Source organism: Micromonospora sp. NPDC093243 (genome assembly GCF_044753725.1).
Classification (GTDB): Bacteria; Actinomycetota; Actinomycetes; order Mycobacteriales; family Micromonosporaceae; genus Micromonospora.
Genome location: NZ_JBIVNT010000004.1, coordinates 725,854 through 750,709, shown reverse-complemented (window position 1 = coordinate 750,709; position 24,856 = coordinate 725,854). Strand labels below are relative to the sequence as shown.

The following is a 24,856-nucleotide window of genomic DNA, read 5'->3' as shown; positions in this document are numbered from 1 at the left end:
GTCACCCCACGTGACAGGGCCTGACCTGCGATTTCGCAAAATCGAGCCTCGTCACCGGTCCCGGCTACGGGACTACGGCTGGAAACCGTCCGGCAGGAGCCGGGCCAGCGCCCGGACCGCCCGGTACTGCAGCGCCTTGATCGCGCCCTCGTTCTTGCCCATCGCCCGCGCCGTCTCGGCGACCGAGAAGCCCTGCAGGAACCGGAGCACGATGCACTCCTGCTGTTCCGGGTTGAGCTGCTTGACGGCGGTGAGCAGGGCGACGTTGGTGATGTGCTCGACCACCGCGGCTTCCGGGCTGCCCTCCGGACCGCGATCCTCGCGGTCGGCGTCGAGCACGTCGCCGGTGGTCACCTCCAGCCGGTACCGGCCGGACTTGAAGTGGTCGGCGACCAGGTTGCGGGCGATGGTGACCAGCCAGGCTCCCAGGTCGCGGCCCTGCCAGGTAAAGCTGCCGATCCGCTTGAGCGCCCGCAGGAAGGTGTCGGAGGTCAGGTCCTCGGCCAGTTGCCGGTTGCCGACCCGGAAGTAGACGAACCGGAAGACGGTGTCGACGTAGCGGTCGTAGATCAGGCCGAACGCCTCGGCCTCGCCGGCCTGGGCGCGCTCGACCAGCCCCCAGACCTCGGTCGCCGGGTCGGACGGGTCGGGGCGGCTCGGGTAGCCGGTGGTGCTGCCGGTCCCGGCGGGCGTGGCGGTCACCGGCGCGGCGGCGGCCGGCACCGCGGGCAGCACGGCGGTCTCGCTCGCGGACGGGTCGGTCACGGCTGGTGAGTCGCCGACCCGGCGGCTCTGGGCCGGCATGGTCGGCCGGGCCGGCACCGCCACCCGTCCGCCGGTCGGCATGGCGTTCCCGCCGGGCACCGCGGGGCGGGCCGGCGGCTCGTTGTGGTGCGGCCGGCTGCGGAGGCGCTTGCCCGCGTCGCTCCGTACGGCGGTGCCGCCCGGGTCTTCCGGCGCCGGTCGTTCGTTGACCGTGGCGCGAACCGTCGGGCCGGTCAGGCCGAGCGGTCGTTCCGCGTAGCCGAAGGTGGTCACCGCGCCGCCTCCGTCCCGCTGGTCGCCGGCCGAGCCGGTCGACACGCCGCGCGGGCGGCCCGAGCGGGTACACCGCGGTCGGGCAGGGCGGTTCCGGGGTATGCCGACGGGCGGCATTTCCCCTGGAGGTGCTGGTCCAATGCGCTCACGGGCACGGGGGCCTCCTCGGGCTGAGGGGTGTCGACTCACGGCAAAATGGGGTGAGCCGACCCGAGTGATGATAGGGCCAACGTCACCCGCGCGTGGCAAGTCCGTTACACAGGGCGGAAGTATTTCCCGCTGTGTCGCACCGATGGCGGACCGGTTGTCCGTCGCGGATGGTTGACTTTCGACGGTTCCGGTGGTCTGCAATGGAAGGCCAGGTCAGTGCCGCGATGGCGGGCGTGGCCCGGGCGGATCGGTCAGCTAGCCGACAGCACTGAAGAGGGCCGTCCCCCGGCGTGTCGCACGTCCCATCGACGAGACCTGATTGCACCACCGGCGGCACACCAATGTGTCCCGTGTACGGGACCGTCCGGCCGGACGGCGGCCGACGGTGGGGCATGGCCGTCGGCCGTCCGCTGTGCCAGACTCAGCGACCGTGCAGGACGCAGCGAGCAGCCCCGCGCCGAACCTCGCCGACCGGGTCCGCCAGGCGGCCGTCGCCCACGGCGACCGACCCGCGCTGCACTGGCGCGACCGGACGATCGACTGGTCCGAACTGGACGACCTGGTGAGCGGGGTGGCCGTTGCCCTGGCCGCCGCCACGCCGGCCACGGACGCCGCCGGCCATCCGGCCCGGGTGGCCATCGCCCTGCCCAACTCGCCCGACTTCGTGGTCAGCTACCTCGGCGCCCTGCGCGCCGGCCTGATCGCGGTGCCGGTCAATCCCGGCTTCACCACCCCCGAGCTACGGCACGTGCTCGCCGACTCGGGCGCGTCGGTGCTGATCGCCACCGACCGGGTCCGTGACCTGGTCGCCGCGGTGGCCGGAGAGCTGCCGGCGCTCACCGCCGTACACGGCAGCCCGCCGACGGTCGCGGTGCCCGACGCCGCCGGGTTGCCCGCCCGCGGGGGCGACGACCTGGCCGTACTGCTCTACACCTCGGGTACCGAGGGCCGGCCCAAGGGGGCGATGCTCTCGCACGCCGTGCTGCTGGCCAACCACGAGCAGATCGGCCGCATCGACCCGCCGGTGGTCGGTCCGTCCGACACCGTGCTGCTGGCACTACCGCTCTTTCACGCGTACGGGCTCAACTCGGGGCTCGGTGCGGTGGTCCACCATGGCGCGACCGGGGTGCTCGTGGACGACCTCGGCCCCGACGCCGGGCTCGCCGAGATCGCCCGGCACCGGGCGAGCGTGCTTGTCGGCGTACCGTCGATGGTGCTGGCCTGGTGCGCGGCGGACGGCGACGCGCTCGCCGCGGCGATGGCGTCGGTCCGGACGGTGGTCTGCGGCGCGGCGCCGCTGGAGCCCGCCGTCGCGGCCCGCTTCGCCGAGGTCGCCGGCCGGCCGGTGCACGTCGGCTACGGCCTCACCGAGACGGCGCCGGTGCTCACCTCCACCCTGGTCGGTGGGGTGCCCAAGACCGGCTCGATCGGCCGGCCGCTGCCCGGCGTGGAACTGCGCCTCGTCGGGGCGGACGGCACGGACCTGTGGCGCGACGGCGCGGTGGAGCCGGACGACGACCCGGACGAGCTGGATCTCAGCGACGTCGCGCCGGGCACCGACCCGGGGCAGATCGTGGTCCGGGGCGCGAACCTGTTCGCCGGCTACTGGCCGGACGGCCGGGGTGGCCCGGACGCCGCCGGCTGGTGGGCGACCGGCGACGTGGCCTACGCCGACGACGACGGCGATCTCTTCCTGGTCGACCGGCTCGGCGAGTTGATCCTGGTCAACGGCTTCAACGTCTATCCGCACGAGGTGGAGCTGGCGCTCGGGGCGCACCCGGGGGTGGCCGAGTCGGCGGTACTGGGTGTGCCGCACCCACGGACCGGCGAGACTGTCCGGGCGTACGTGGTGCGGACGCCCGGTGAGCCGGTGACCGCGGAGGACCTGCTCGCCCACTGCGCGCGGAACCTGGCCCGGTTCAAGTGCCCCACCGGCGTCGAGTTCGTCGACGCCCTGCCACACTCGGTGATCGGCAAGGTCCGCAAGACCCAGCTCCGCCCGGCGACCGCCCCGATCGACCCGCGCACGGAGGTACCCGATGTCCACTGACCCTCGGCTGACCCTCATCACCCGGCCCGGCTGCCACCTGTGCGACGAGGCCCGGGACGCGCTGGGGCGGGTGGTCGCGGTCACCGGCGACCAGTGGGTCGAGTGGGACGTCACCGACGACCTGGAGCTGGAGCGCGAGTACGGTGACCGGCTCCCGGTGGTGCTGCTGGACGGCAAGGAGCACGGCTACTGGCGGGTCGAGGAGGACCGGCTGCTGCGCGACCTGACCACGCCGCAGCTCTGAGCGGGGGCGATAAGGTGCGGCGATGACCCCTGTACGACCGCACCTGGTGTGGGACTGGAACGGCACGCTGCTCAACGACCTCAGCCTGGTGGTGGCCTCCACCAACGCCGTCTTCGCCACCGTCGGCGGCCCGACGGTCACCGCCGACGAGCACCGGGTGCGGTTCCGCCGGCCGGTCGCCGACTACTACGCCGAGGTGCTCGGGCAGGCCGTCGACGACGAGCAGTTCGGCAAGCTGGACCGGATCTTCCACGACGCGTACCGCAGCGGGCTGACCACCTGCGAGCTGGCCGCCGACGCCCGGGACGCGATGGCGGCGTGGCCGGGAGAGCAGTCCCTGCTCTCCATGTGGTTCCACGAGGAGCTGGTGCCGACCGTGCACACCTACGGCCTCACCGAGCACTTCGTGCGGGTGGACGGGCTGCGCGGCACGGTCGGCGGTGACCGGAAGGCGGAGTCTCTCCGGCTGCACCTCGCCGAGCTGGGCGTGGACGGCGGCTCGGTGGTGCTGATCGGCGACTCGATCGACGACGCCGACGCCGCCGCCGCGGTGGGCGGCCGGGCCGTGCTCTACACCGGCGGGTTCACCGACCCGGCCCGGCTGCGCGCCTCCGGCCACCCGGTCGCCGACACCCTCACCGAGGCCGTCACCCTCGCCCGCGCCCTCTCCTGAGCCGGGGTCAGTTGCGCAGATAGGCGAGCACGGCGAGGACCCGGCGGTGCTGCTCGGTGTCGGGCGGCAGGTTGAGCTTGGTGAAGATGTTGCGGACGTGCTTCTCCACCGCGCCGTCGCTGACCACGAGGGTGCGCGCGATGGCCGTGTTGGAGCGCCCCTCGGCCATCAGGGCGAGCACCTCCCGCTCGCGCGGGGTCAGCTCGCGCAGCGGGTCGTCCCGACGGCGTCGGGCGAAGAGCTGGCCGACCACCTCCGGGTCGAGCACGGTGCCCCCGGCGGCCACCCGGGCCAGCGCGTCGAGGAACTCGTCGATCGCCGCCACCCGGTCCTTGAGCAGGTAGCCGATCCCACCGCCGGCGCCCCCGGTGGTGGCCAACAGGTCGTCGGCGTACGAGACCTCGACGTACTGGGAGAGGACCAGGATCGGGCTGCGCGGCACGAGACGTCGCGCCTCCACCGCCGCCCGCAGCCCCTCGTCGGTGTGCGACGGCGGCATCCGCACGTCGACGATCGACACGTCCGGCCGGTGGGCCACCACCGCCTCGACCAGGGCGTCGCCGTCCCCGACCACGGCCACCACCTGGTGCCCGTGTTCGGTCAGTAGCCGGACCAGCCCCTCCCGGAGCAGGACGGCGTCGTCCGCGATGACGATCTGCATGATGGTGTTGTCTATCACGGCGGGCTCAGAGCGGGAGGTCGGCACGGATCTCGGTGGGCCCGCCGGTTGGGCTGACCACCACCAGTTCGCCGCCTGCGGCCCGGACCCGGTCGGCGATGCCCACCAGCCCGTGCCCCTTCGCCAGGTGCGCGCCGCCCTGGCCGTCGTCGCCCACGCTCACGGTCAGCCGCTGCCCCGACTGGAGCACGCTGACCTGGCACGCGGCCGCCCGGCTGTGCTTCGCCACGTTGGTCAGCGCCTCCGCGACGACGAAGTACGCCGTGTTCTCCACCGACGCGTCGAGCCGGCCGTCCGGGGTGCCCAGCTCGGGGTCGACCCGCAGCTCGATCGGGATCAGCCCGCGCCCGGCCAGCGCGGCCAGGGCGCTGGGCAGGCCCCGGTCGACCAGGATCGGCGGGGCGATACCGCGGGAGAGCGCGCGCAGCTCGGCCAGGGTGTCCCGGGTCTGGGTGACCGCCTCGTCCAGCGTCCGTCCGGCCGCCTCCGGGTCGGTGGCGAGCTGCTGACGGGCCCGGCTGAGGTCCATCGCCAGCCGGACCAGCCGCTGCTGGGGGCCGTCGTGGATGTCCCGCTCGAGCCGGCGCAGCGCGGAGGCCTCGGCGGAGACCGCGGCCCGCTTCTGCTCCTCCAGCACGGTGATCCGGTTGCGCATCTCGGCGACCCCGGTCAGCATCGCCCGGCCGAAGCTGGCCTGCAGCAGCGCGCAGCCGCGGGCCACGATCGGCAGGGTGATCAGGAAGAAGAGCCCGATCGCGGTGTTCAGGCCGACCCGGGCCAGGGCTGAGTCGCCCAGGCCGAGCAGCTGCGCCAGGTCGCTGTCGTCGCCGCCGCGCGGCAGCGCCCAGTCGTACGCCCAGTAGAGCGTGCCGGTGATCGCCCCCGCCCACCAGGACAGCGTCAGGACGAAGGTGACAACCGCCACGATCAGCTTGAGGACGCCGTGCGCCAGGTCGAGCCAGGACTGCGCGTCGCCCATCGGGATGAAGATCCGTCGCCAGGCGCTGGCCCCCGGCTCGGCCAGCCGGTAGCGCGGGCGGACCCGCGGCTGGCGCAGCACGGCCGGCAGCCGCAGCCGTTCGATGTCGGCGAAGCCCCGGGCGGCGTAGAGGGTGCCGCTGAGGATCGGCAGCCCGATCACCGTCACCACCAGGCCGACGCCGAGCGAGAGGCCGACCAGCAGGACGACGAAGCTGGTCAGCGCCAGCGGAAATCCGAGCAGCACGTAGCCGGAGTCGAGGAAGAGCTGGCGGGGGATGCTCGGCGCCAGGGTCGGCTGGTTGGCGGCGGCGGGAACGGCGGTCATGCCTCAAAGGCTAGGCAGCGGGGAACTGTCGGCCCATCCCGTCGGCCAGCCTCTCCGTCGTAGGGCTGGCCCTACCGCTGCCCGTACCCGTCTTGGCCACCGGCGCGGGATTGGTCAGAGAAGTCGGGATTGAGCAATAATTGCCGGGCGGCGCCGGCGAAGGCCGCCGGATCGATCTTGCGGAATGGAGGGCCAGGTGAAGCCGCGTCGCGAGCTGACAAGATCGCGATTTGTGCACGTCTTCACAAGCGCCTACTCTGTGATTCCGACGCGCCCTGCTAGCACAGCCGGCAATCTCGGTCGCCAGCGGGAGTCCCGAAGCGGCCGACCAGCGGAGTTGGCCGAGGATCGCACCGCACGGAGTCTCATGAGTCAGCATCGTCACCCTGGCGCGCCCGGCCGCGCCGGTGCCGTACCGGCGCTCCCGGACCTGCCCGAGGCGACCGTCGCGCGGCTCCCGGAATACCTGCGCGCGCTGCACAACGTCGCCGACAGCGGCCACGAGACGGTCTCCAGCGAGGGGCTGGCCAGCGCCGCCGGGGTCAACTCGGCCAAGCTGCGCAAGGACCTCTCCCACCTCGGCTCGTACGGCACCCGCGGGGTCGGCTACGACGTGGCGCTGCTGATCGAGCAGATCGAGTACGTGCTCGGGCTCACCCAGCGTCGGGCCGTCGCCCTGGTCGGCGTGGGTAATCTCGGTCACGCCCTGGCCGGCTACGACGGGTTCGCCAGCCGCGGATTCCGGATCGCCGCGCTCCTCGACGCTGATCCGGCCCGGGTCGGCGAGGAGATCAACGGCATGATCGTCCGACACGTCGACGAGCTGCCCCAGGTCGTCGCCGAGGAGTCCATCGCCATCGGCGTGATCGCCACCCCGGCCGGCGCCGCCCAGGGGGTGGCCGACCAACTGGTCGCGGTCGGCGTGACCAGCATTCTGAACTTCGCGCCGTGCGTACTCTCGGTTCCGGAGGGGGTCGACGTGCGCAAGGTCGACCTCGCCATCGAGCTGCAGATCCTGTCCTTCCACGAGCACCGCAAGGCGTCGCTGACCGCGCTGCCCGCCACCGGCGGGTCCGCCCTCACCGCTCTGCCCGGTGGGCTCGCGGCCACCGACACCCAGGAGGCGATCGGCACGTGAAACTGCTCGTCGTCGGCGCGTCCTACCGCACCGCCCCGGTAGCCACGCTGGAGCAGCTGGCGGTGCCCACCGCCGAGCTCACCCGGACCCTGGACCGCCTGGTCGCCCAGCCCTACGTGAGCGAGGCCGTGCTCGTCTCCACCTGCAACCGGGTGGAGGTCTACGCCGCCGTGTCCGGTTTCCACGGCGGTCTCGGCGACGTCTGCGCCGTCCTGGCCGAGCAGGCCGACTGCGCGCCGGCGGCGCTCGCCAACCACCTTTACGTGCACTACGACGCCGCGGCCGTGGACCACGTCTTCCGCGTCGCCACCGGGCTCGACTCGATGGTGGTCGGCGAGGCGCAGATCCTCGGCCAGCTCCGTGACGCGTACCACTGGGCCACCGGCGCCGACTCGGCGAGCCGGCTGCTGCACGAGCTGATGCAGCAGGCGCTGCGGGTCGGCAAGCGGGCGCACGCCGAGACCGGCATCGACCGGGCCGGCCAGAGCGTGGTCACCGCCGCGCTGGAGCTGGCCGCCGGTCACCTCGACGGCGACTTGACCGGCCGGCCCGCCCTGGTGATCGGGGCCGGCGCGATGGGCTCACTCGGAGTCGCGACGCTCTCCCGGCTCGGCGCCGGGCCGCTCACCGTGACCAACCGGGGGGCCGACCGGGCCGTCCGGCTGGCCGAGTCGTACGGGGCCAGCGCCGTCCCGATGGCCGAGCTGACCGCCGCGCTCTCCACAGTGGACATCGTAGTGGCCGCCACCGCGGCCACCGAACCGGTCCTCACCCGACCGGTGGTGGCCCGGGCGCTCGCCGAGCGGGACCCGGCCCGAGGGCCGCTGGTCCTGCTCGACCTGGCCGTTCCGCGCGACGTCGAGGCCGGCGTGGCCGAGCTGCCCGGGGTCGAGGTCATCGACATCGACCGGATGGCCGCGCTGCTCGCCGACGGCCCCGCCGCCGACGACGCCGCCGCCGTCGAGCGGATCGTCAACACCGAGGTCGAGGCCTTCCTCACCTGGCTGCGCGGCGCCGACGTGGCGCCCACCGTGGCCGCCCTGCGCGGCCGCGCCGACGACGTGGTCACCGCCGAACTGCGCCGACTGGCTCAGCGGCGGCCCGACCTGAGCGACGACCAGCGGGCCGAGGTGGCCCGGACGGTGCACCGGGTGGTGCAGCGGCTGCTGCACCAGCCGACGGTGCGGGTCCGCCAGCTCGCCGCGGAGCCCGGCGGCGACCAGTACGCCGCCCTGCTGCGCGAGCTGTTCGACCTCCAGGTGCCACAGACCTCCCCGGTCGACACCGTCCCCGAGGTCGTGGAGAGCGACCCCACCCCGTCCACCGGAGGTGAGCGATGACCGCCCCCCTGCGTCTCGGTACCCGAGGCAGCGCCCTGGCGATGGCCCAGTCCGGCCAGATCGCCGAGGCCCTCACCGCGGCCACCGGTCGCCCCGTCGAGCTGGTCGAGGTGGTCACCGCCGGCGACCGCTCCAACGCGCCGGTGCACCGGCTCGGGGTGGGTGTCTTCGTCTCCGCGCTGCGCGACGCGCTGACCGCCCGCACCATCGACCTCGCGGTCCACTCGTACAAGGACCTGCCCACGGCGACCGCCGCCGGGCTGCACATCGCGGCGGTGCCGCACCGGGAGGATCCGCGCGACGCGCTGGTCGCCCGGGACGGCCGTACCCTCGCCGAGCTGCCGCCCGGTGCGACGGTCGGCACCGGCGCGCTGCGCCGCATCGCCCAGCTGCACGCGCTCGGGCTGCAGCTGGAGGTCACCCCGATCCGCGGCAACGTCGACACCCGCCTCCGTCGGGTGCTCGGCCCGGACGCCGACCTCGACGCGGTCGTCCTGGCCCGGGCCGGGCTGGCCCGGCTCGGACGGGCCGGCGAGATCACCGAGACGCTCGACCCGATGCTGATGCTGCCCGCGCCCGCTCAGGGTGCGCTGGCGGTGGAGTGCCGGATCGACGACCCGGACCTGGTCGAGCTGCTCGCAGTGCTCGACCACGCACCGTCCCGCGCCGCGGTCACCGCGGAGCGGGCGTTGCTGGCCACCCTGGAGGCCGGGTGCAGCGCACCCGTCGCCGCCTTTGCCGAGGTCGCCGAGGGCGACGCCGGTGATGAGATCTACCTGCGCGGGGCGGTGATCAGCCCGGACGGTTCCCGAGACCTCCGGCTGTCCCGCACCGGAACGCCCGCCGACGCGGCGGAGATCGGTAAGGCACTCGCCGCCGAACTCCTCGAACTCGGCGCCGACTCGATCCTCGGCCAAGAAGGACACGCCGGCCCGGGGACCCAGCAATTTGGGAGCACAGAATGACCCGCACCCGTAAGCCCGTAGGCCGTATCGCGTTCGTCGGGGCCGGTCCCGGCGACCCGGGCCTGCTGACCCGCCGGGCGCACGACGCCCTGGTCGACGCCGACCAGGTGGTGTACGACCGGGGAGTACCCGAGTCGTTGCTCGCCGCCGTGCGTGCCGAGGCCCGCGAGGATGCCGAGTTCACCCCGGCCGAAGGTGCGCCCGGGGACGTGGCGAAGGTGCTGATCTCCGCGGCCCGCGCCGGGCAGAACGCCGTGCACCTGGTTGCCGGTGATCCGTTCGGCCACGACTCGGTGGTCAAGGAGGTGCAGGCGGTGGCCCGCACCGCCGCCCACTTCGAGGTGGTGCCGGGTGTCGGCCAGGCCGAGGGCGTGGCCACCTACGCCGGCGTGCCGCTGCCGGGCGTACGGACCGCGGCCGACGTGGAGGACGTCAGCACGCTGGACTTCGAGGCGCTGGCCGCGGCCGTCGGCCGGGGCTCGCTCGCGGTCGCGGTGGACGCCGGCGACCTCGCCGCCGTCCGGGACGGCCTGCTGGCCGCCGGCGTGGACGGCGCGACCTCGGTCGCGGTGACCGGCGACGGCACCGGCGAGACCCAGTACACCACCACCTCGACGGTGGACAGCTTCGTCGCCGCCGCGCTCGGCTTCACCGGCCGGGTGGTGCTCACCATCGGCGTCGGTGTCGGCCAGCGCGACAAGCTCAGCTGGTGGGAGAACCGGCCGCTGTACGGCTGGAAGGTGCTCGTGCCGCGGACCAAGGAGCAGGCCGGCGTGATGAGCGCCCGGCTGCGCGCGTACGGGGCCATCCCGTGCGAGGTGCCGACCATCGCGGTCGAGCCGCCGCGCACCCCGGCGCAGATGGAGCGGGCGGTCAAGGGCCTCGTCGACGGCCGGTACGCCTGGGTGATCTTCACCTCGGTGAACGCGGTCCGCGCGGTCTGGGAGAAGTTCGCCGAGCACGGCCTGGACGCCCGCCACTTCGGCGGTGTGAAGATCGCCTGCATCGGCGAGGCGACCGCCGACGCGGTCCGCGCGTTCGGCATCCAGCCGGAGTTGATCCCCGCCGGGGAGCAGTCCTCCGAGGGGCTGCTGGCCGAGTTCTCGCCGCACGACGAGATCCTCGACCCGGTGGGCCGGGTGCTGCTGCCGCGCGCCGACATCGCCACCGAGACGCTCGCCGCCGGGCTCACCGAGCGCGGCTGGGAGGTCGACGACGTGACCGCGTACCGGACCGTCCGGGCCGCGCCGCCGCCCGCCGAGATCCGCGACGCGATCAAGTCGGGCGGGTTCGACGCGGTGCTCTTCACCTCGTCCTCGACGGTCCGGAACCTGGTCGGCATCGCCGGGAAGCCGCACGCGCGTACCGTTGTAGCCGTCATCGGCCCGAAGACGGCGGAGACCGCGACGGAGTTCGGCCTGCGGGTCGACGTCCAGCCGCCGCACGCCTCGGTGCCCGACCTGGTGGAGGCGCTCGCCGCCTACGCCGTCGAGCTGCGCGAGAAGCTCGCCGCCATGCCGGCCAAGCAGCGCCGTGGCTCGAAGGTGCAGGGGCCGACCGCCCTGAGGTTCCGGTAGTCGTCAGGAGGCACTCCATGTCGTACCCCGAGATCCGGCCCCGCCGGCTGCGCCGTACCCCGGCGGTGCGGCGGCTGGTCTCCGAGACGCGCGTCGACCCGGCCGAGCTGGTCGTGCCGATGTTCGTCAAGGAGGGGCTGACCGAGCCCCGGGCGATCGCCTCGCTCCCGGGGGTGCTCCAGCACTCCCGGGACTCGCTGCGCAAGGCCGCGGTGGAGGCGGTGCAGGCCGGGGTCGGCGGGATCATGCTCTTCGGGGTGCCGTCCTCGCGGGACGCCACCGGCTCCGGCGGGATCGACCCGGACGGCATCCTCAACGTGGCCATCCGGGACGTCGTCGCCGAGGTCGGCGACGCCACCGTGGTGATGAGCGACCTCTGCCTGGACGAGTTCACCTCGCACGGGCACTGCGGCCTGCTCACCCCGAACGGCGAGGTGGACAACGACGCGACCCTCGCGGCGTACGCCGAGATGGCGGTGGCCCAGGCCGACGCCGGGGTCGGGATGGTCGGGCCGTCCGGGATGATGGACGGCCAGGTCGGGGTGGTCCGCCGGGCGCTCGACGCGGCCGGTCACCAGGACGTCGCCGTGCTGGCCTACGCGGTCAAGTACGCCTCGGCGTTCTTCGGCCCGTTCCGGGACGCGGTGGAGTCCGCGCTGGAGGGCGACCGCCGCACCTACCAGCAGGACCCGGCCAACCTGCGGGAGTCGCTCCGCGAGGTCGCGCTCGACGTCGCCGAGGGCGCCGACGTGGTGATGGTCAAGCCGGCCCTGCCGTACCTCGACGTGGTCGCCGCGGTCCGCGCCGCCGTGAACGTCCCGGTCGCCGCCTACCAGGTCTCCGGGGAGTACGCGATGGTCGAGGCGGCCGCCGCGAACGGCTGGATCGACCGGGAGCAGGTGATGCTGGAGACGCTGACCTCGATCCGGCGCGCCGGCGCCCAGATCATCCTCTCCTACTGGGCTGTCGAGGCCGCGCAGCTCCTCCGCCAGCGCTACTGACCGCCCCCGCGCCTCGGACTCCCGCACCTCGGGCTTCCGTGCCTCGGCTCCCGCGCCCCGGACTTCCGTGCCTCCGGCTCCCGTCCCGGGGACGGGCATGCTTCGCGTCCTTTGCTCTGCTTCACTCCCGGCAACACTCAGCACCATGATCTGTTGCCTCGGCTGAAGCAGAGCAAAGGACCCGCGTGGGTACCTCCCGCGCCGGCGGCCTTCATCGCTGGCGAACGCTCCCGCCGGTTCTGTCCACAGGTTTGTCCACAGGGGTTGCCCGGGTGGTCGCCGGCCCGGGAGGGTCGGGCCATGGCTTCCGCACTCGACCCTGTGCCCACCGGGCCGACCGTCGGCCCGTTCCCGATCTCCGGCCTTGTTCGCCGGGCCCGGCGGATGACCGGGCTCGGCCAGCGGCAGATGGCCCGGTTCGCCAAGGTCGCGCCGTCGACCGTGGGCAAGGTCGAGGCCGGGACGATGACGCCGAGCTACGGGCTGGCCCGCCCGCCGGAGACCTTCCACCGCTCGCAGTACGACCGCGAGGTGCGCCGCCGCCGCAGCCAGTGGGAGGTACGGGTGGGCAAGTACCGCAACGTTCCGCCGCCGCCCGATCCGCGTGGCTATGACTGACGGCCCCGCCAACCCGCGGTGGCGGGGTGACGGGGCCGTCAACGACCGGTTCGGGGTCAGTCGTCGTTGCTGATGGTGCCCACCGCGAGCGGGTCGGCCAGCCGGAGGCCGGGCACGCCGGCGACCAGCAGGGTCAGCTTCTCGTCGGCCTCACGTCGCCGGTCACCGTTGACGGTCACCGGGAACGCCACCGACGTCCGGCCGGCGGGCAGAACCTTGCAGCCCACGTACGGGTCGTAGTCCGAGCCGGCCTGCGCCGTGGTGCCGTAGGTGGCGGCGCAGAGCAGCACCGGCTGCGACAGCGGCCGCGACACGGTGGCGGTGAAGGTGAGCTGCCGGGTGCCCTTGTCGCCCTCGGCCACGGTGGCGTCGGCGACGCTCAGCGCCGCGCGGGAGCTGAACCGGGCCACCTGCGGGTCGTGGTCGCTGGACCCGCGGGAACCGTCACCGGCGTGTTCGGCGGGCCAGTCGGCGTTGATGTGCGCCGCCCGCACCTGCACCAGGTCCCGGTGCATCGCGTCGTTGACGAACAGGTGGTCCAGCGTCTGCGCCTGCCCCTCGAAGCTGTACGAGTAGGCCGACGCCGGCACCTCGGCGACCAGGTCGTCCCAGAGGTTGTGCAGCCCGGCCGCGTAGAGCGGGGCCAACTGGTCGGACGGGGTGGGCTGGGCGGCGGTGGCGATCGGGTCGTCGGGGCGGGGGAAGACGTTCAGGTCCCCGCCGTAGACCACCCGGGCGTTCGGGTCGGCGGCCTCGATCGCGGTCACGATCGCGGCCCCGTACGCGGCCTGCTCCCGGCGCTGCCCAACCCGGCTGTCCGGGCCGGACGAGTAGTGGTTGCTGACCGCCCAGAGGGTGTAGCGCTCGGCCGAGCCCGGCGCGGCGGCCACACTGAACCGGCCGACCTGCGGGGCCCGGGTGAAGACGTTGTCGCCGTCGCGCCCGGTCGACGTGTCCACGTCGGACGGGAGCAGGGCGTTGAGCGCCTTCGGGTTCTGCACGTCCGCGTTCGCCGGTAGCCCGGCCGCCCGGTACTGCACGGTCGGCGCCGAGCCGAGCACCGGATCACCGGCGGTCGCCTCGGCGAGCCGGACCCGGTCGGTGCGGTAGAGGAACGCCGCCGTGATGCCGCGGGCGTCCGCACCGGTGCGGTCGTACGCTGCGGCGTACGCCGGGCCGCCGGCCGCCGCCACGGCGAGCGCCAACTCCTGGATGGTGTCCGGCGCGCCGTCGGCGTTGTCGGTGCTGCCGCAGCTCAGGGTCGCGCCGGCGACCGTGCAGATGTCCTGGTCCTCGGCCTCCTGCACCAGGATCAGGTCCGGGGCGTGCAGGTCGGTGACGATCTGGTCGGCGAGCGAGGTGAGCTGCTCGCGGTACTCGGACTCGCTGGCCGGCACGTAGTCGAACGGCGGGCTGACCCCGGGGCAGCCGGAGTTGCCGGTGAAGTCGCAGCCGTCGAAGGGGTCGTCGCGGTAGTCGTAGAGGTTCTCCACGTTGTAGGTCGCGACGGCGACCTCTTCGGACCGGTCGGCCGGCTTCGGCGGGTTGTTCTTCGACGGGTCCGCGCCGGCCGAGAACTCGGCCCGCTCGACCTGCACCCCGTACTTCTCGAACGAGTAGTACAGCCCGCCGATGGCGTCCTGGTCGAGGGTGTCGAAGGTGTGCGCCGGCGGGAGGAGCGTGGTGCTGTCCCCGCTGGTGCCCTTCACGCCCATGCTGCCCAGCATGATCCGCTGCCCGTTGCCGTCGTCGAAGCGCCGGGTCGGGTCGTTGTCCAGCGGGTGCGAGTCCCGGAAGACCCGGCGGGCGTACGGGTCGGCACGATCCAGCAGCGGATCGTCCCGGTCCACCACCCAGATCTCCGCGTCGGCGGTGGAGGCGAAGACGTCCCGCCCGCTCACCGCGCCGCTGCCGGCCCGGACCCGCAGCCGGGCTCCCTCGTGCCGCTCCCAGAAGCGGGCGGCGTCGGCGAGCTCGGTCGGCGGCACCGCGTCGGTCACCTCGACGACGGCGTCGACATCCAGCCCCGAGTCCAGCTTGCGGACCAGCGAGGCGCCGGAGAGCTGCGTCATGGTGAAGTACTCCGACACCCGGGCCCGGAGCACCACCTCGTCGCCGACCGTCGGCACGTAGCCGCCGATCAACGAGGTGAAGGCGCCCATGAAGACGAAGATGCCGTCCGAGCTGGTCGGGTCACCGTCGGTGGCGTCCCGGCGGCTCTGCAGGAAGAAGCCGCGCTGCTCCGCCCCGGCCGAGGTACGGGCCAGGGTGAGCTGGGTGATCACGCCGCGGACGTCGTAGAGGTTGCTGCTGGTGCCGTTGCCGCTGGCGGGCGCGAGCGGCGAGCGATCGGCCGGGCCGGACTCGCCTTCGGTGGTCGGGCCCTGCACCTCGCCGACCGTCAGCTCCCGGGTCACCTGCACGGACAGGGTGCAGGTCGCGGTGCCGCCGCCGGCGTCGGTGCTGGTCAGCGTGACGGTGTACGCCCCGGCGGCCAGGTCGGCGCTGGCGCTCACCGTTGCCCGGGCGGTCCCGCCCACCCCGTCGGCCGGGGTGAGGGCGGTGCGGCTGATCGAGCCGGTGCTCGGCGTCGGGCTGACCGCGCTGACCGCCAGGTCGACGATCGTGTCGTCCGGGTCGGTCGCGGTGACCTCCCGGGTCGCCGCGGTGCCGGCCGGGGTGACCAGCGCGGCTCCGCAGGTCAGGGTGGCCGGCGCGTCGACCGGGCCGCCGCCGTCGACGGTGTGTGCGCCGAGACCGTCGAAGGTGTCGGTCGCGAAACCGGCCCACTGGCCGGCCGGGTCGAACGCGTCTGACGGGTCGGTGTCGCCGGCGGTCACCGTGCCGAGCCGGCGCAGGGTGTTGTCCGCGGTGCTGGTGACGCCGCTGCCCCACTCGGTGCCCGGGTCGACGCCGACCTGGCCGAGCGAATCCAGTACGGTTCCGCCGCGGCGCAGCACGATCGCGTCGTCGCCGTTGAAGAGGCTGGCGCCGGTGGTCTGGTCGGCCTGGGCGAGGATCGCCGGCCCCGCCGAGGTGGCGGCGAAGACGAACACGTCGCCGGCGGCCACCGTTCCGGTCAGCGCGAGGTTGGTGGCCGTGGTGGAGCCGTTGAAGTAGAGCTGGAGCTGGTAGCCGCCGGCGGCCAGGTCGACCGCGCTTCCGGTGCCGTTGAACAGCTCGATCGCCTTGTTGTTCGACGAGCCTTCGACGTACTCGGAAATGAACAAATCGGTGGGCGCGGCGCTGGCCGCGGTTGGTGCGACGCCGATGGCCGTGGTGGTGACGGCGGCGGCGGTCGCGAGCGCGGCGAGAGTGCGGCGCGGGCGCATGAAGCCTCCACGATGGGTGGACGGTGAACTAACGCACGTTAAGGGCACACAGTGGCCAGCGTCCATCCCCCGCGGGACCGTTTCGTGAACAGCTGGTCAGCGTGGCGGATCGAGGCGGTGCACCAGCTCGGCCACGTCCACGCTGTATTCGCACCAGTCGCGGTCGGGCCGGTAGCCCAGCTCGGCGTTGACCTTCAACATCGCCTCGTTGGCCTGGGCGTTCCAGGTCTGAACCTCGGCCAGCTGGGGCTCGGCCGAGCGCAGCTCCAGCAGCATCCGCGCCTTGATCGCCCGGTCGATGCCGTAGCCCCGGTGATCCTGCACGACGATCGTGTCGTACTGGTCGGCCCGGGTCGGGTGCTGCGCCGGCACCACCACCTCGGTCAGGCCGGCCACCTCACCGGACTGCTCGTGCTGGGCGAGCACGATGTAGGGCTTCATGCCCCGCCGGTGCAGGCAGTCCAGGCTGTCGCGCAGTCGCTGCGGGTCGTAGGAGCTGGGCCGCAGCTCACCGTCGTCGACGTCGCGCACCTCGGACTTGGCCCGGGCGTAGGCCTCGATCAACTCGTCCGGTGGCCCGCCCGGGTGGAACTCCACGTGGTAGCCCGCGCCGACGCCGGTGGACATCTCGGCGAGCTCGGTGAAGTCGACCGCGGCGAGGTCGAGCACGCTGCGGGTCTCGACGTATTCCCGGGTGAAGCCGAGCGACTCGTAGAACGCGACCGCCGGGGTGTCGCCGACGACCTCGACGCCGATCGAGGAGAAGCCCTCCTGGTAGACCCGGCGGGCGGCGACCCGGACCAGGTCACGCCCGAGGCCGGTGCGCCGGGCGGAGGGGTGCACCAGCACCTCCAGCACGCCGATGTCGCCGAGGAGCAGCACGTGCACCTGGCCGAGGATGGCACCCGGTGCCCCGTTGGCGGCCGGCTCCTCCTGCCCGACCCAGGAGATCCGGCGCTCGCCCGGCATCACCTCGGTGAGGTATTCCCGCAGGGAACTCTCCTGCCACGGCGGATCCTGTGGCAGATCGGCCGCGAGAACCGCGTTGAGCGTCTCCAGCAGCGACGAGATCTCGGCGGACGACGCGGTCCTGGGGTCCCACTCGCGCACCATCACCTGTCTAGCTTGCCGCTAACCGCAGCCCGGGGGAAGTGTCCAGCTCTCCAAATGTATGCGGACGATCACTTCACGTACGGCTCGTCTGTCCGTACCGGTTGGCGGTGTTGTAGACGTCCTGGGCGTAACGGCGCACATCGTTGTACGACAGGATCGCGTTCCACCAGTCGCCGGGGATGCTCAGGTTGCGGCCGTTCTTGCAGAGGTAGTTGCCCGCGGCCAGCGCCGCGTCGTCCAGGTCGTGCGGGTCCTTGCGGCCGTCGTTGTCGGCGTCCGCGCCGATCTCCTGCCAGGTGGTCGGGATGAACTGCATCGGCCCGATCGCCCGGTCGAAGGTGGTGTCGCGGTCGAGCTGCCCCCGGTCGGTGTCGACGATCCGCATCCGGCCGTCGCGCCCGTCCAGGGGGAGCCCGATGATCTCCGGCACGGCCCGCCCGTCCTGACCCAGCTGGGCGCCGTTGGCCTGGCCGTGTGAGGACTCGACGAACCCGATGGCGGCCAGCGTGGTCCAGCTCAGCGCGCAACTGCGGTTGGTCTGGGCGAGCACCAGCTCGGCGTAGCCGTACGCCTGCATGGCGACCGGCGAGATGCCGACCTTCGGGCCGACCTGCTGGGCCCAGGCGGCCAGCGCGTCGGCCGGCCGGCCACCCACCCCGATCACCGGCCCGGTGGGCGGCACCACGCCGGTGGGCAGGGGCGTCGTGGGCAGGACCCCGCCCGGCAGGCCGGACGGCACCGCGGTCGGCGCCACCCCGGCCGGCGGAACGGTCGGCGCGGTGGTGCCGTCGACCGCGACCGGGCGAGGAGCCCGGACCGCCGCGGGGACCAGCAGCGCGCCGGCCGCCGCGGTCGCCGCGACCAGTACCAGCAGGAACAGCCCGGGCAGGGTGAGCCGTCCGCTGGGCCGTCGGGACCAGGCCCGGGTCGCCCGGGCCGCGCTCACCGCCGCCCGGCGCGGGCCCAGCCGTACGGCGTGCGCGAACGGAACCCGGTGCCGGCGGGTACGCCCGGCGGGACCGTCCACGGTGGCCTTCCCGGTGGCCGGCTCCGCCGTCGCCCCGTCCGGGGCGGCCTTCGGGCTCGTGCCGGCCGGGTCGGCGTCGGCCTTCGGTGCGGCGGTCGTGCCGGCGTCGGCCTTGGCGCCGGCGCTGTCCGCGGCGGCTTCCGTCTTGGCGCCGGCGCTGCCCGCCCCGGCTTCGGTCTTCGGGTCGGTGGTCGCGGCGTCGGTCTCGGTCTTCGGACCGCCCGAGGCGTTCGTCGGGTCGCCGGTGCTCGCGCCGGCCTCGGCCTTCGGGTCGGTGGTGCCCGCGCTGGACTCGGTCTTCGCCTCACTGGTGGCCGTGCCGGCCTCGGTCGCCGTCTCGGTCGCCGGGTCCCCGGCGCCGGGCTCGGCCGAGTTGGCCGCGCTCTCCGCCGTCGGCTGGTCGGTCGCGCCGCCCGTGCCCTCGGCAGCGCCGGCTGTCGCCGAGCCGGTCGTCGCGGTACCGGCCGAAGCGTCGCTCGACGCGCTGTCCGGCTCGGTCGGGGAGTTGGCGCGCAGCCAGGGTCGGCGGGGCCGGGGCACCTGCCGCGGCCCCGGTTCCGGCGCCGCGCCGGACTCGGCGAGCGGCCCGTCGAGCGGCGCCGCCGGTCGTAGGGGCCGAAGGGTCGATCTGTCCTCGCCGTCCGCCACCCGTCGAGTATCACCCATGCCCCGCCGAACGTCAGGCCCGGACGTACCCTGATGCCATGCCCCGGTACGAGTTCCGCTGCCGCGCCTGCGGCGACACCTTCGAGGTCAACCGCCCGATGGCGCAGGCCGGTGAGCCGGCTGCCTGCCCGCAGGGCCACGGCGACACGGTCAAGCTCCTCTCCACCGTCGCGGTCACCGGCCGGGGCGGAACCGGCGCCGCCACCGGCGCGTCGGCTCCCACCGGTGGTGGCTGCTGCGGTGGCGGCTGCGGCTGCTGACCCGCCGCACCCCGGCGTCGGGTCCACCGCGGCCGGCGCCGCACCCGGTCATCCCCCCGCGGACCCACCACGCTCGACGGACAACCCGCCAGGATCGACGGACGGCCCGCGAGACCGACGGACAACCCGTCAGGTTCGTCGCGCAACCCGCCGAGCGGCGGGCCGGCCTTGCCCCAGGCGAGGCTGAGTGGCACTTTGAGTCCGAGCCTGGCCGGCCGTTCTCACGATGTGTGATCGCTCCGCTTCAGGCAGCATGAACCCGACGTCACGGGCGGAGGTTCGACGCATGGCGGCACGAATCCAGCTCCCGACCGGGTGGGTGACCTTCGTGTTCACCGACATCGAGGGCTCGACCCGGCTGGCCCAACTGCTCGGTCCGGAGTACCGCCCGGTGCTGCGCGAGCACCGCCGGCTGCTGCGCCGGACCCTGGCCGGCACGGGCGGCGCGGAGCTGCTGACCGAGGGCGACTCGTTCTTCCTGGCCTTCGCCGACGCGGCCGAGGCGCTGACCGCCTGTCTGACCGCGCAGCGGGCGCTGGCCAGCCACGACTGGCCCACCCCGGACTCCGCGCCCCGGGTGCGGATGGGCCTGCACACCGGTTACGCCGAGCCGCGCGACGGCGAGTACGCCAGCGCCGAGGTGCACCGGGCGGCCCGGATCGCCGCCGCCGCACACGGTGGGCAGGTGCTCTGTTCGGCGTCCACCGCCCGGCGGGCCGAGCCGCTCCCGGCCGGCGCCTCCCTGCTCGACCTGGGGCTTCACCGGCTGCGGGGATTCGACGACCGGGAACGTCTCTTCCAGCTGGTCGCGCCGGGTCTGGAGCGGCAGTTCCCGCGCCCGCGTACCGCCGACGCGGTGGCGCACAATCTGCCCACCCAGGTCACCTCGTTCGTCGGCAGGGAGGCCGAGCGGGCCGAGCTGAACCGGCTGGTGGCCGAGCATCGGCTGGTCACGGTGCTCGGCGCGGGTGGCGCCGGTAAGACCCGGCTCGCGGTGGAGTTGGCCTGCGGCGAGGTCGAGGCGTACCCGGACGGGGTCTGGTTCGTGGACATCGCCGCGGTGACCGACCCGGGGCTGGTGGCGTTCGAGATCGCCGCCGTGCTCGGCCTGCGCCCGGAGCCGGGCCGGCCGATGGTGGACACCCTGGTCGAGTACGCGGCGGCCCGCCGGATGCTGGTCCTGCTGGACACCTGCGACGCACAGCCGGCCGCGTCGGCCGAGGTGATCTCCCGGCTCCTCGCCGGCGGGCGCGGAGTGCGGGTGCTGGCCACCAGCCGGGAGTCCTTCGGCCTGCCCGGCGAGGTGGTGTGGCGGATCCCGCCCCTCTCGGTCGAGCCCCCGGCCGACGGGGTGGAGAGCGACGCGGTGGCGCTGCTGCTGGATCGGACGGCGGCGGCCCGTGGCGGGCGGCAGCCGGACCCGGCCGAGTCGGCCGACCTGCGCCGGGTGGTGCAGCGCCTCGACGGGTTGCCGCTCGCCATCGAGCTGGCTGCCGCCCGGCTGCGGGTGCTCTCGGTGGGTCAGCTCGCCGAGCGCCTCGACGACATGCTCGGCACCCTGGACGCCGGCCGGGAGGATCCGGAGCCGCCGCCGGTGGACCGGGGCTGGATGGGCAACCAGCAGGACACCGTGGACCTGGTGGCCGCGGCGGCGGGTGCCGCTCCGCCGACGCCGGCCAGCCGGGCCGTGCAGCGCTCCGCCACCGAGCGGCACCTCACCATGCAGGCCACCGTCACCTGGTCGTACCGGACCCTCGGGCCGCGGGCCGCCCGCCTGCTGCGCTGGCTGTCCGTCTTCGCCGGGCCGGTGGACCTGGCGACGGTCGAGTGGCTGCTCGGCGACGACCCGCTCGACCCGCTGTCGGTGCTGGTGGACAAGTCGATGGTGCTGGCCGAGCCGCACGCCGCGGGCAGCACCTACCGGATGCTCGACCCGATCCGGGCGTACGCGGCCCGTCGGCTCGCCGAGGCCGGCGAGGAGCAGACCGCCCGGAACCGGCACGTGGCCTGGTCCGCGCACGCGCTGGAGCGGGCGCACCTGGGTCCGGACGGCCGGCCGGTCACCCTCTCGCTCTACGCGCTCGACCCCCTCGCCGGTGAGCTGCGGGCCGCGCTGCGGTGGTGCGCGACCGGTGGCAGCGCCGGCGCGGGCCTGCGGCTGGCCGGTGGCCTGGACCAGTGGTGGCGGGAGCGCGGGCTGGCCCGGGAGGGGCGGCTCTGGCTGTTCCGGCTCTACGGGCGGATCGCCGAGACCGGCGAGCGGATCCCGGAGGCCGAGCTGGCGGCGGCGTACCACATGCACTCGTTGCACGCCGGCGCGGACGGTGAGTTCGCCGAGGAGCTGCGCTACTCGCAGCGGGCCGAGGCGGCGGCCCGACAGGCCGGCGACTCAGGCCTGCTGGCCCGGGTGCTGGCCGGGCGGGCCGCGCCGCTGGTCGACATGGGACAGTTCGCCGAGGCGGAACGGGTCTGCCGGGAGGTCATCGACTGGGCGCAGAGTCAGGACGTGCTCGGCGACGCGCTGCTCGCCGTGCACAGCCTCGCCGAGCTGCTCTGGCGGCGGGGCGCGCTCGACGAGGCGGCGGAGCTGCTCGGGGCGGCCCGCCCGGTCGAGGCGGCCCGCCCGGTCGAGCGGGGCCGGCGCTCGGTCGACATGCTGCTCGGCATGGTCGCCCTGGGCCGCGACGACCTGGTGGCGGCGCACGAGCACCTGCTGGTGGCGCTCCGGTCGCGGATGAGCCACGGCTTCCACGGCCGGGCCTGCGACACGTTGAACGCGATCGCGGTGCGCTGCGCGGCCGGGGGCGACCCGCTCACCGCCGCCCGGCTCTTCGGCGCCGCGCAGGAGACCCGAGCCAACCTGCGGTCCACCCCGGGCATCTACGACGGCTACTGGGCCGACCGGCAGGCCGAGCTGCGCCGGTCGCTCGGCGACGTCGCCTTCGACGACGCGTACTCCGAAGGTGTCGAGCTGGGTCTGGAGGAGGCCGCCGCGCTGGCGCTGGACGTGGAGCATCCGGACCTGGCGGCCGACTCGACACGTTTCCGCACCACGCGGGCGCGCCCGGCGCCCCGGCAGGCCGCGCCGGAGCCGGAGCGCCGCCCGGCCGGCCAGACCGAACGCGCCTGAGCCGTCGGTCGTGCCCCGTTGCTCTGCTTCACTCCCGGCAACAGGAGCGTGAGGGTGGTCGGCCCGGCGCCGGCCCGGACGGCCACGGCGGAGGGCCCGCGCCGCCGGCTCTCCAGCGACGCGGGCCCCCACCCGGGTCAGACCCGCAGGCCGGCGCGACGCTCGGCGTCGGCCTTCATCTTGGCGGCGCGCTCGATGTCGGCCGGGTCGACCGCGGCGACCGAGCCGAAGATGCTGACGGCCTGGTAGTAGGTCCAGGCCAGGCTGTAGCAGGCCGGCCGGACGATGGTGCTGTAGGTGGCGCAGACCCGCTTGAGGTCTTCGTAGAAGGCGCTGTCCAGGCGGGACTTGTTGGCCGAGAACTGGCCCATCGCCTTGTAGTTGCGGTAACCGAAGTCGTGCCGGTAGCAGGACATGTTGAAGGTGAACCCGAGCGGGTTGTCCGGGCTCGACGAGCAGTAGTCGGTCGACCAGTCGAAGGCGTACTCGGACCAGGCGGCCTTGTTGAGCCGGGCGGAGTTCCAGGAGCTGTAGCTGCTGGCGCTGGTCTGGGTGAAGCTGGAGAGGACGGAGAGCTTCTGGGCCGGGGTGACGGCGGCGGCGGGGGAGGCTAGTCCGAGGGCGACGAGCAGCGCGAGTGCGCCCGAGGCGAGGAGGGTGGCGAGGCGTCTGGGCACGTGTACCTCCGCGGGGGTGTGCGGGTGGGACGGGGGTTACCGGTGGGTATCACCGGTGCCGATCAGTCTCGATCAATAGATGGGCACGGATCTGTGGTCCGTGCCAACTATTGGTGACATGCGCCCAAACAGACGAATGCCCCCGGGGCGGCGCTTGGCCGTCGCCCCGGGGGCATCCGGTCGGTGCTCAGCCGACGAATCGCGGCGGGCTGAGCGGGCTCTCGTTGGCGAGCCGGTCGAGCGCGGTCAGCCGGTAGGTGTAGCGCTTGCCCGGCACCGCGGTGGTGTCCACCCAGGACTGCACCGCGCCGGACGTGGCCCGGACGGTGTCCACCAGGTGCGCGGCGTCCGCGGTGCCGCAGGCGCCGCCGAGCGTCGTGCCGTCGAACCGGTAGATCGCGTATCCGGTGGCGTCACCGAACGGTCCCACCCCGTCGGCGGGCTGTCGCCAGCTCAGCCGCACCCCGTCGGCCTGCCGGGTGGCCTTGGTGACCACCGGGAAGAGCAGCGGCTTCGCCGGCAGGTGCGACATGGTCGGCACCAGCGCCGGGCGGGAGTAGTGCTCGGCGGCGTAGATGTCGGTGGCGCCGAGCCGGTTGGCCCGCACCTGGACGGCCGAGAAGTGCACGTTGCCCTGGACCTCCGGGTACGACCGGTTCAGGGTGAGGTGGTCGGAGAGCTCGCGCGGGTTCATCCAGAAGCTGCCGTACGCCGGGTCGCCGCTCTTGTAGTCGGCCTGCCCGATGTAGAGCTGCACCCGGGTGCCCCGGACGGTCTCCGCCCACCACGGCACCAGCCGGGCGTAGTCGGCAGCCGGGTACTGCCCGATGTACCAGTAGAGCTGCGGGACGATGTAGTCGACCCACTCCTGCTTGACCCAGGTGCGGGTGTCGGCGGAGATGATGTCGTACGACTGGCTGCCGGTGGTGTCCGAGCCCAGCGGGTCGGCGCTGGCGTTGCGCCAGATGCCGAACGGGCTGACCCCGAACTTCACCCACGGCTTGGCCGCCTTGATCTTGGCGTTCATCTCCTGGATCAGCAGGTTGATGTTGTCCCGCCGCCAGTCGGCCTTGTTGGTGAACCCCCGGTTGTACGCCGCGAAGGTGGCGTCGTCCGGCACCTGGTGGGTGCCGCTCGGGTACGGGTAGAAGTAGTCGTCGAAGTGGACACCGTCGATGTCGTACCGGGTGACCGCGTCCATCATCGCGGTCTGCACGAACTCGCGGACCTCGGGAATGCCGGGGTTGTAGTAGAGCCGGCTGCCGGCCACTCCGGCCGGCGGGTAGGCGAAGGTCCACTCGGGGTGCTGCCGGGCGGGGTGGCCGGGGGCGAGCTGGGCGAGGTCGGCACCGGCGCCGCCGGGTGCCGGCATGGAGACCCGGTACGGGTTGAACCAGGCGTGGAACTCGAGGTTGCGCTTGTGCGACTCCTCGACCAGGAAGGCCAGCGGGTCCCAGCCCGGGTCCTTGCCCCGGACCCCGGTCAGGTACTCCGACCAGGGCTCGTGCGCCGACGGCCAGAACGCGTCGGCGGTCGGGCGGACCTGCACGACGACCGCGTTGTGGTTGAGGCGCTCGGCGAGGTCGAGCCAGCCGAGATACTCGGCCTTCTGCTGGGCGACCTGGTCGGGGGCGGCCTGCGAGGCCTTGCTGGGCCAGTCGATGTTGGTCACCGAGGCGATCCACAGCGCGCGGAACTGCCGCTTCGGGGTGGCCGGGTCGGTGGCGCAGGTGGTGGTGGCGGCCGCCGAATCGGGTGCGGCGGTGGCTGACGGGGCGGCGACGAGCGCGCCGAGCAGAGTTGCGGCCAGTCCGGCGGCCGCGAGCCGAGATGCCTTCATGCGGTGTCCCTTCGTTGGGGCTCCGGTCGGGT

18 protein-coding genes and 1 pseudogene are annotated in these 24,856 nt (G+C 73.8%); 11 read left to right on the top strand and 8 right to left on the bottom strand.

The features are described 5' to 3' along the window. Positions 1 to 72: 72 nt before the first annotated feature. Positions 73 to 1,038 carry an ECF subfamily RNA polymerase sigma factor, BldN family gene (locus ACIP9D_RS17260; RefSeq protein ID WP_350875684.1) on the bottom strand — a complete coding sequence of 322 codons (966 nt, stop codon included), beginning with the start codon at positions 1,036 to 1,038 and terminating at the stop codon, positions 73 to 75. A gap of 580 nt (positions 1,039 to 1,618) precedes the next feature. On the opposite strand from ACIP9D_RS17260, the gene ACIP9D_RS17255 reads away from it, so the two are divergent. Genes ACIP9D_RS17255 through ACIP9D_RS17245 form a run of 3 tightly spaced genes read left to right on the top strand, consistent with a single transcriptional unit; the run spans position 1,619 to position 4,155 of the window. Continuing rightward, a complete protein-coding gene (locus ACIP9D_RS17255; protein WP_350875682.1) occupies positions 1,619 to 3,238 on the top strand; it encodes an AMP-binding protein in 1,620 nt (539 codons plus the stop codon). Then, positions 3,228 to 3,482 (top strand): glutaredoxin family protein, encoded by a 255-nt coding sequence (locus ACIP9D_RS17250; RefSeq protein WP_350875680.1) that lies wholly within the window; start codon positions 3,228 to 3,230, stop codon positions 3,480 to 3,482. The genes ACIP9D_RS17255 and ACIP9D_RS17250 overlap by 11 nt, the downstream gene beginning before the upstream one ends. A gap of 22 nt (positions 3,483 to 3,504) precedes the next feature. Further along, on the top strand, positions 3,505 to 4,155 hold the full coding sequence (locus ACIP9D_RS17245) for an HAD hydrolase-like protein (RefSeq protein ID WP_350875678.1): 651 nt from the start codon (positions 3,505 to 3,507) through the stop codon (positions 4,153 to 4,155). Positions 4,156 to 4,162: 7 nt separating this feature from the next. Here ACIP9D_RS17245 and ACIP9D_RS17240 read toward each other — a convergent pair whose 3' ends face one another. After that, positions 4,163 to 4,816 (bottom strand): response regulator transcription factor, encoded by a 654-nt coding sequence (locus ACIP9D_RS17240; protein WP_350875676.1) that lies wholly within the window; start codon positions 4,814 to 4,816, stop codon positions 4,163 to 4,165. A gap of 25 nt (positions 4,817 to 4,841) precedes the next feature. Then, the gene (locus ACIP9D_RS17235; protein WP_350875674.1) at positions 4,842 to 6,140 is read right to left on the bottom strand and encodes a sensor histidine kinase; all 1,299 of its coding nucleotides are present in this window, start codon (positions 6,138 to 6,140) and stop codon (positions 4,842 to 4,844) included. Positions 6,141 to 6,507: 367 nt separating this feature from the next. Here ACIP9D_RS17235 and ACIP9D_RS17230 point away from each other — a divergent pair, with 367 nt between their 5' ends. The 6 genes from ACIP9D_RS17230 (at position 6,508) to ACIP9D_RS17205 (ending at position 12,779) form a co-directional block, all read left to right on the top strand. Beyond that, entirely contained in the window at positions 6,508 to 7,278 is a 771-nt protein-coding gene (locus ACIP9D_RS17230) for a redox-sensing transcriptional repressor Rex (RefSeq protein ID WP_350875672.1), read from the top strand. After that, positions 7,275 to 8,618, top strand: coding sequence for a glutamyl-tRNA reductase (locus ACIP9D_RS17225; RefSeq protein WP_350875670.1), 1,344 nt, complete (start codon positions 7,275 to 7,277; stop codon positions 8,616 to 8,618). The genes ACIP9D_RS17230 and ACIP9D_RS17225 overlap by 4 nt, the downstream gene beginning before the upstream one ends. Then, complete coding sequence (gene hemC, locus ACIP9D_RS17220; protein WP_350875668.1) at positions 8,615 to 9,583, top strand: hydroxymethylbilane synthase; 969 nt, start codon at positions 8,615 to 8,617, stop codon at positions 9,581 to 9,583. Before ACIP9D_RS17225 ends, hemC begins: the two co-directional genes overlap by 4 nt. Further along, entirely contained in the window at positions 9,580 to 11,160 is a 1,581-nt protein-coding gene (locus ACIP9D_RS17215; protein ID WP_350875666.1) for a uroporphyrinogen-III synthase, read from the top strand. Before hemC ends, ACIP9D_RS17215 begins: the two co-directional genes overlap by 4 nt. Positions 11,161 to 11,177: 17 nt before the next feature. After that, positions 11,178 to 12,161, top strand: coding sequence for a porphobilinogen synthase (hemB, locus tag ACIP9D_RS17210; protein ID WP_350875664.1), 984 nt, complete (start codon positions 11,178 to 11,180; stop codon positions 12,159 to 12,161). Between the two features lie 300 nt (positions 12,162 to 12,461). Further along, a complete protein-coding gene (locus ACIP9D_RS17205) occupies positions 12,462 to 12,779 on the top strand; it encodes a helix-turn-helix transcriptional regulator (protein WP_350875662.1) in 318 nt (105 codons plus the stop codon). Positions 12,780 to 12,835: 56 nt separating this feature from the next. Here ACIP9D_RS17205 and ACIP9D_RS17200 read toward each other — a convergent pair whose 3' ends face one another. The 3 genes and pseudogenes from ACIP9D_RS17200 to ACIP9D_RS17190 form a co-directional block, all read right to left on the bottom strand. After that, a complete protein-coding gene (locus ACIP9D_RS17200) occupies positions 12,836 to 16,111 on the bottom strand; it encodes a lamin tail domain-containing protein (RefSeq protein ID WP_350875661.1) in 3,276 nt (1,091 codons plus the stop codon). A 96-nt stretch (positions 16,112 to 16,207) separates the two neighbouring features. Continuing rightward, the gene (locus tag ACIP9D_RS17195) at positions 16,208 to 17,224 is read right to left on the bottom strand and encodes a GNAT family N-acetyltransferase (RefSeq protein ID WP_350875829.1); all 1,017 of its coding nucleotides are present in this window, start codon (positions 17,222 to 17,224) and stop codon (positions 16,208 to 16,210) included. 73 nt (positions 17,225 to 17,297) lie between these two features. Beyond that, positions 17,298 to 18,559 (bottom strand): annotated as a pseudogene (locus tag ACIP9D_RS17190) (lytic transglycosylase domain-containing protein). A gap of 396 nt (positions 18,560 to 18,955) precedes the next feature. Here ACIP9D_RS17190 and ACIP9D_RS17185 point away from each other — a divergent pair. After that, on the top strand, positions 18,956 to 19,177 hold the full coding sequence (locus ACIP9D_RS17185; RefSeq protein WP_350875657.1) for a zinc ribbon domain-containing protein: 222 nt from the start codon (positions 18,956 to 18,958) through the stop codon (positions 19,175 to 19,177). 286 nt (positions 19,178 to 19,463) lie between these two features. Then, positions 19,464 to 22,307 carry an ATP-binding protein gene (locus ACIP9D_RS17180; RefSeq protein WP_400450217.1) on the top strand — a complete coding sequence of 948 codons (2,844 nt, stop codon included), beginning with the start codon at positions 19,464 to 19,466 and terminating at the stop codon, positions 22,305 to 22,307. 137 nt (positions 22,308 to 22,444) lie between these two features. Here the strand turns inward: ACIP9D_RS17180 and ACIP9D_RS17175 are convergent, their stop codons facing one another. Then, on the bottom strand, positions 22,445 to 22,984 hold the full coding sequence (locus ACIP9D_RS17175; RefSeq protein ID WP_350875655.1) for a phospholipase: 540 nt from the start codon (positions 22,982 to 22,984) through the stop codon (positions 22,445 to 22,447). Positions 22,985 to 23,171: 187 nt separating this feature from the next. Next, complete coding sequence (locus tag ACIP9D_RS17170; protein ID WP_350875653.1) at positions 23,172 to 24,824, bottom strand: family 10 glycosylhydrolase; 1,653 nt, start codon at positions 24,822 to 24,824, stop codon at positions 23,172 to 23,174. Positions 24,825 to 24,856 lie beyond the last annotated feature (32 nt).

Excerpts from the sequence above, each read along its gene's own strand:
- ACIP9D_RS17250 (WP_350875680.1), top strand. The coding sequence starts at position 3,228 with ATGTCCACTGACCCTCGGCTGACCCTCATCACCCGGCCCGGCTGCCAC.
- ACIP9D_RS17245 (WP_350875678.1), top strand. The coding sequence starts at position 3,505 with ATGACCCCTGTACGACCGCACCTGGTGTGGGACTGGAACGGCACGCTG.
- ACIP9D_RS17240 (WP_350875676.1), bottom strand. The coding sequence starts at position 4,816 with ATGCAGATCGTCATCGCGGACGACGCCGTCCTGCTCCGGGAGGGGCTG.
- ACIP9D_RS17235 (WP_350875674.1), bottom strand. The coding sequence starts at position 6,140 with ATGACCGCCGTTCCCGCCGCCGCCAACCAGCCGACCCTGGCGCCGAGC.
- ACIP9D_RS17230 (WP_350875672.1), top strand. The coding sequence starts at position 6,508 with ATGAGTCAGCATCGTCACCCTGGCGCGCCCGGCCGCGCCGGTGCCGTA.
- hemC (WP_350875668.1), top strand. The coding sequence starts at position 8,615 with ATGACCGCCCCCCTGCGTCTCGGTACCCGAGGCAGCGCCCTGGCGATG.
- ACIP9D_RS17215 (WP_350875666.1), top strand. The coding sequence starts at position 9,580 with ATGACCCGCACCCGTAAGCCCGTAGGCCGTATCGCGTTCGTCGGGGCC.
- hemB (WP_350875664.1), top strand. The coding sequence starts at position 11,178 with ATGTCGTACCCCGAGATCCGGCCCCGCCGGCTGCGCCGTACCCCGGCG.
- ACIP9D_RS17205 (WP_350875662.1), top strand. The coding sequence starts at position 12,462 with ATGGCTTCCGCACTCGACCCTGTGCCCACCGGGCCGACCGTCGGCCCG.
- ACIP9D_RS17200 (WP_350875661.1), bottom strand. The coding sequence starts at position 16,111 with ATGCGCCCGCGCCGCACTCTCGCCGCGCTCGCGACCGCCGCCGCCGTC.
- ACIP9D_RS17195 (WP_350875829.1), bottom strand. The coding sequence starts at position 17,224 with ATGGTGCGCGAGTGGGACCCCAGGACCGCGTCGTCCGCCGAGATCTCG.
- ACIP9D_RS17185 (WP_350875657.1), top strand. The coding sequence starts at position 18,956 with ATGCCCCGGTACGAGTTCCGCTGCCGCGCCTGCGGCGACACCTTCGAG.
- ACIP9D_RS17180 (WP_400450217.1), top strand. The coding sequence starts at position 19,464 with ATGGCGGCACGAATCCAGCTCCCGACCGGGTGGGTGACCTTCGTGTTC.
- ACIP9D_RS17170 (WP_350875653.1), bottom strand. The coding sequence starts at position 24,824 with ATGAAGGCATCTCGGCTCGCGGCCGCCGGACTGGCCGCAACTCTGCTC.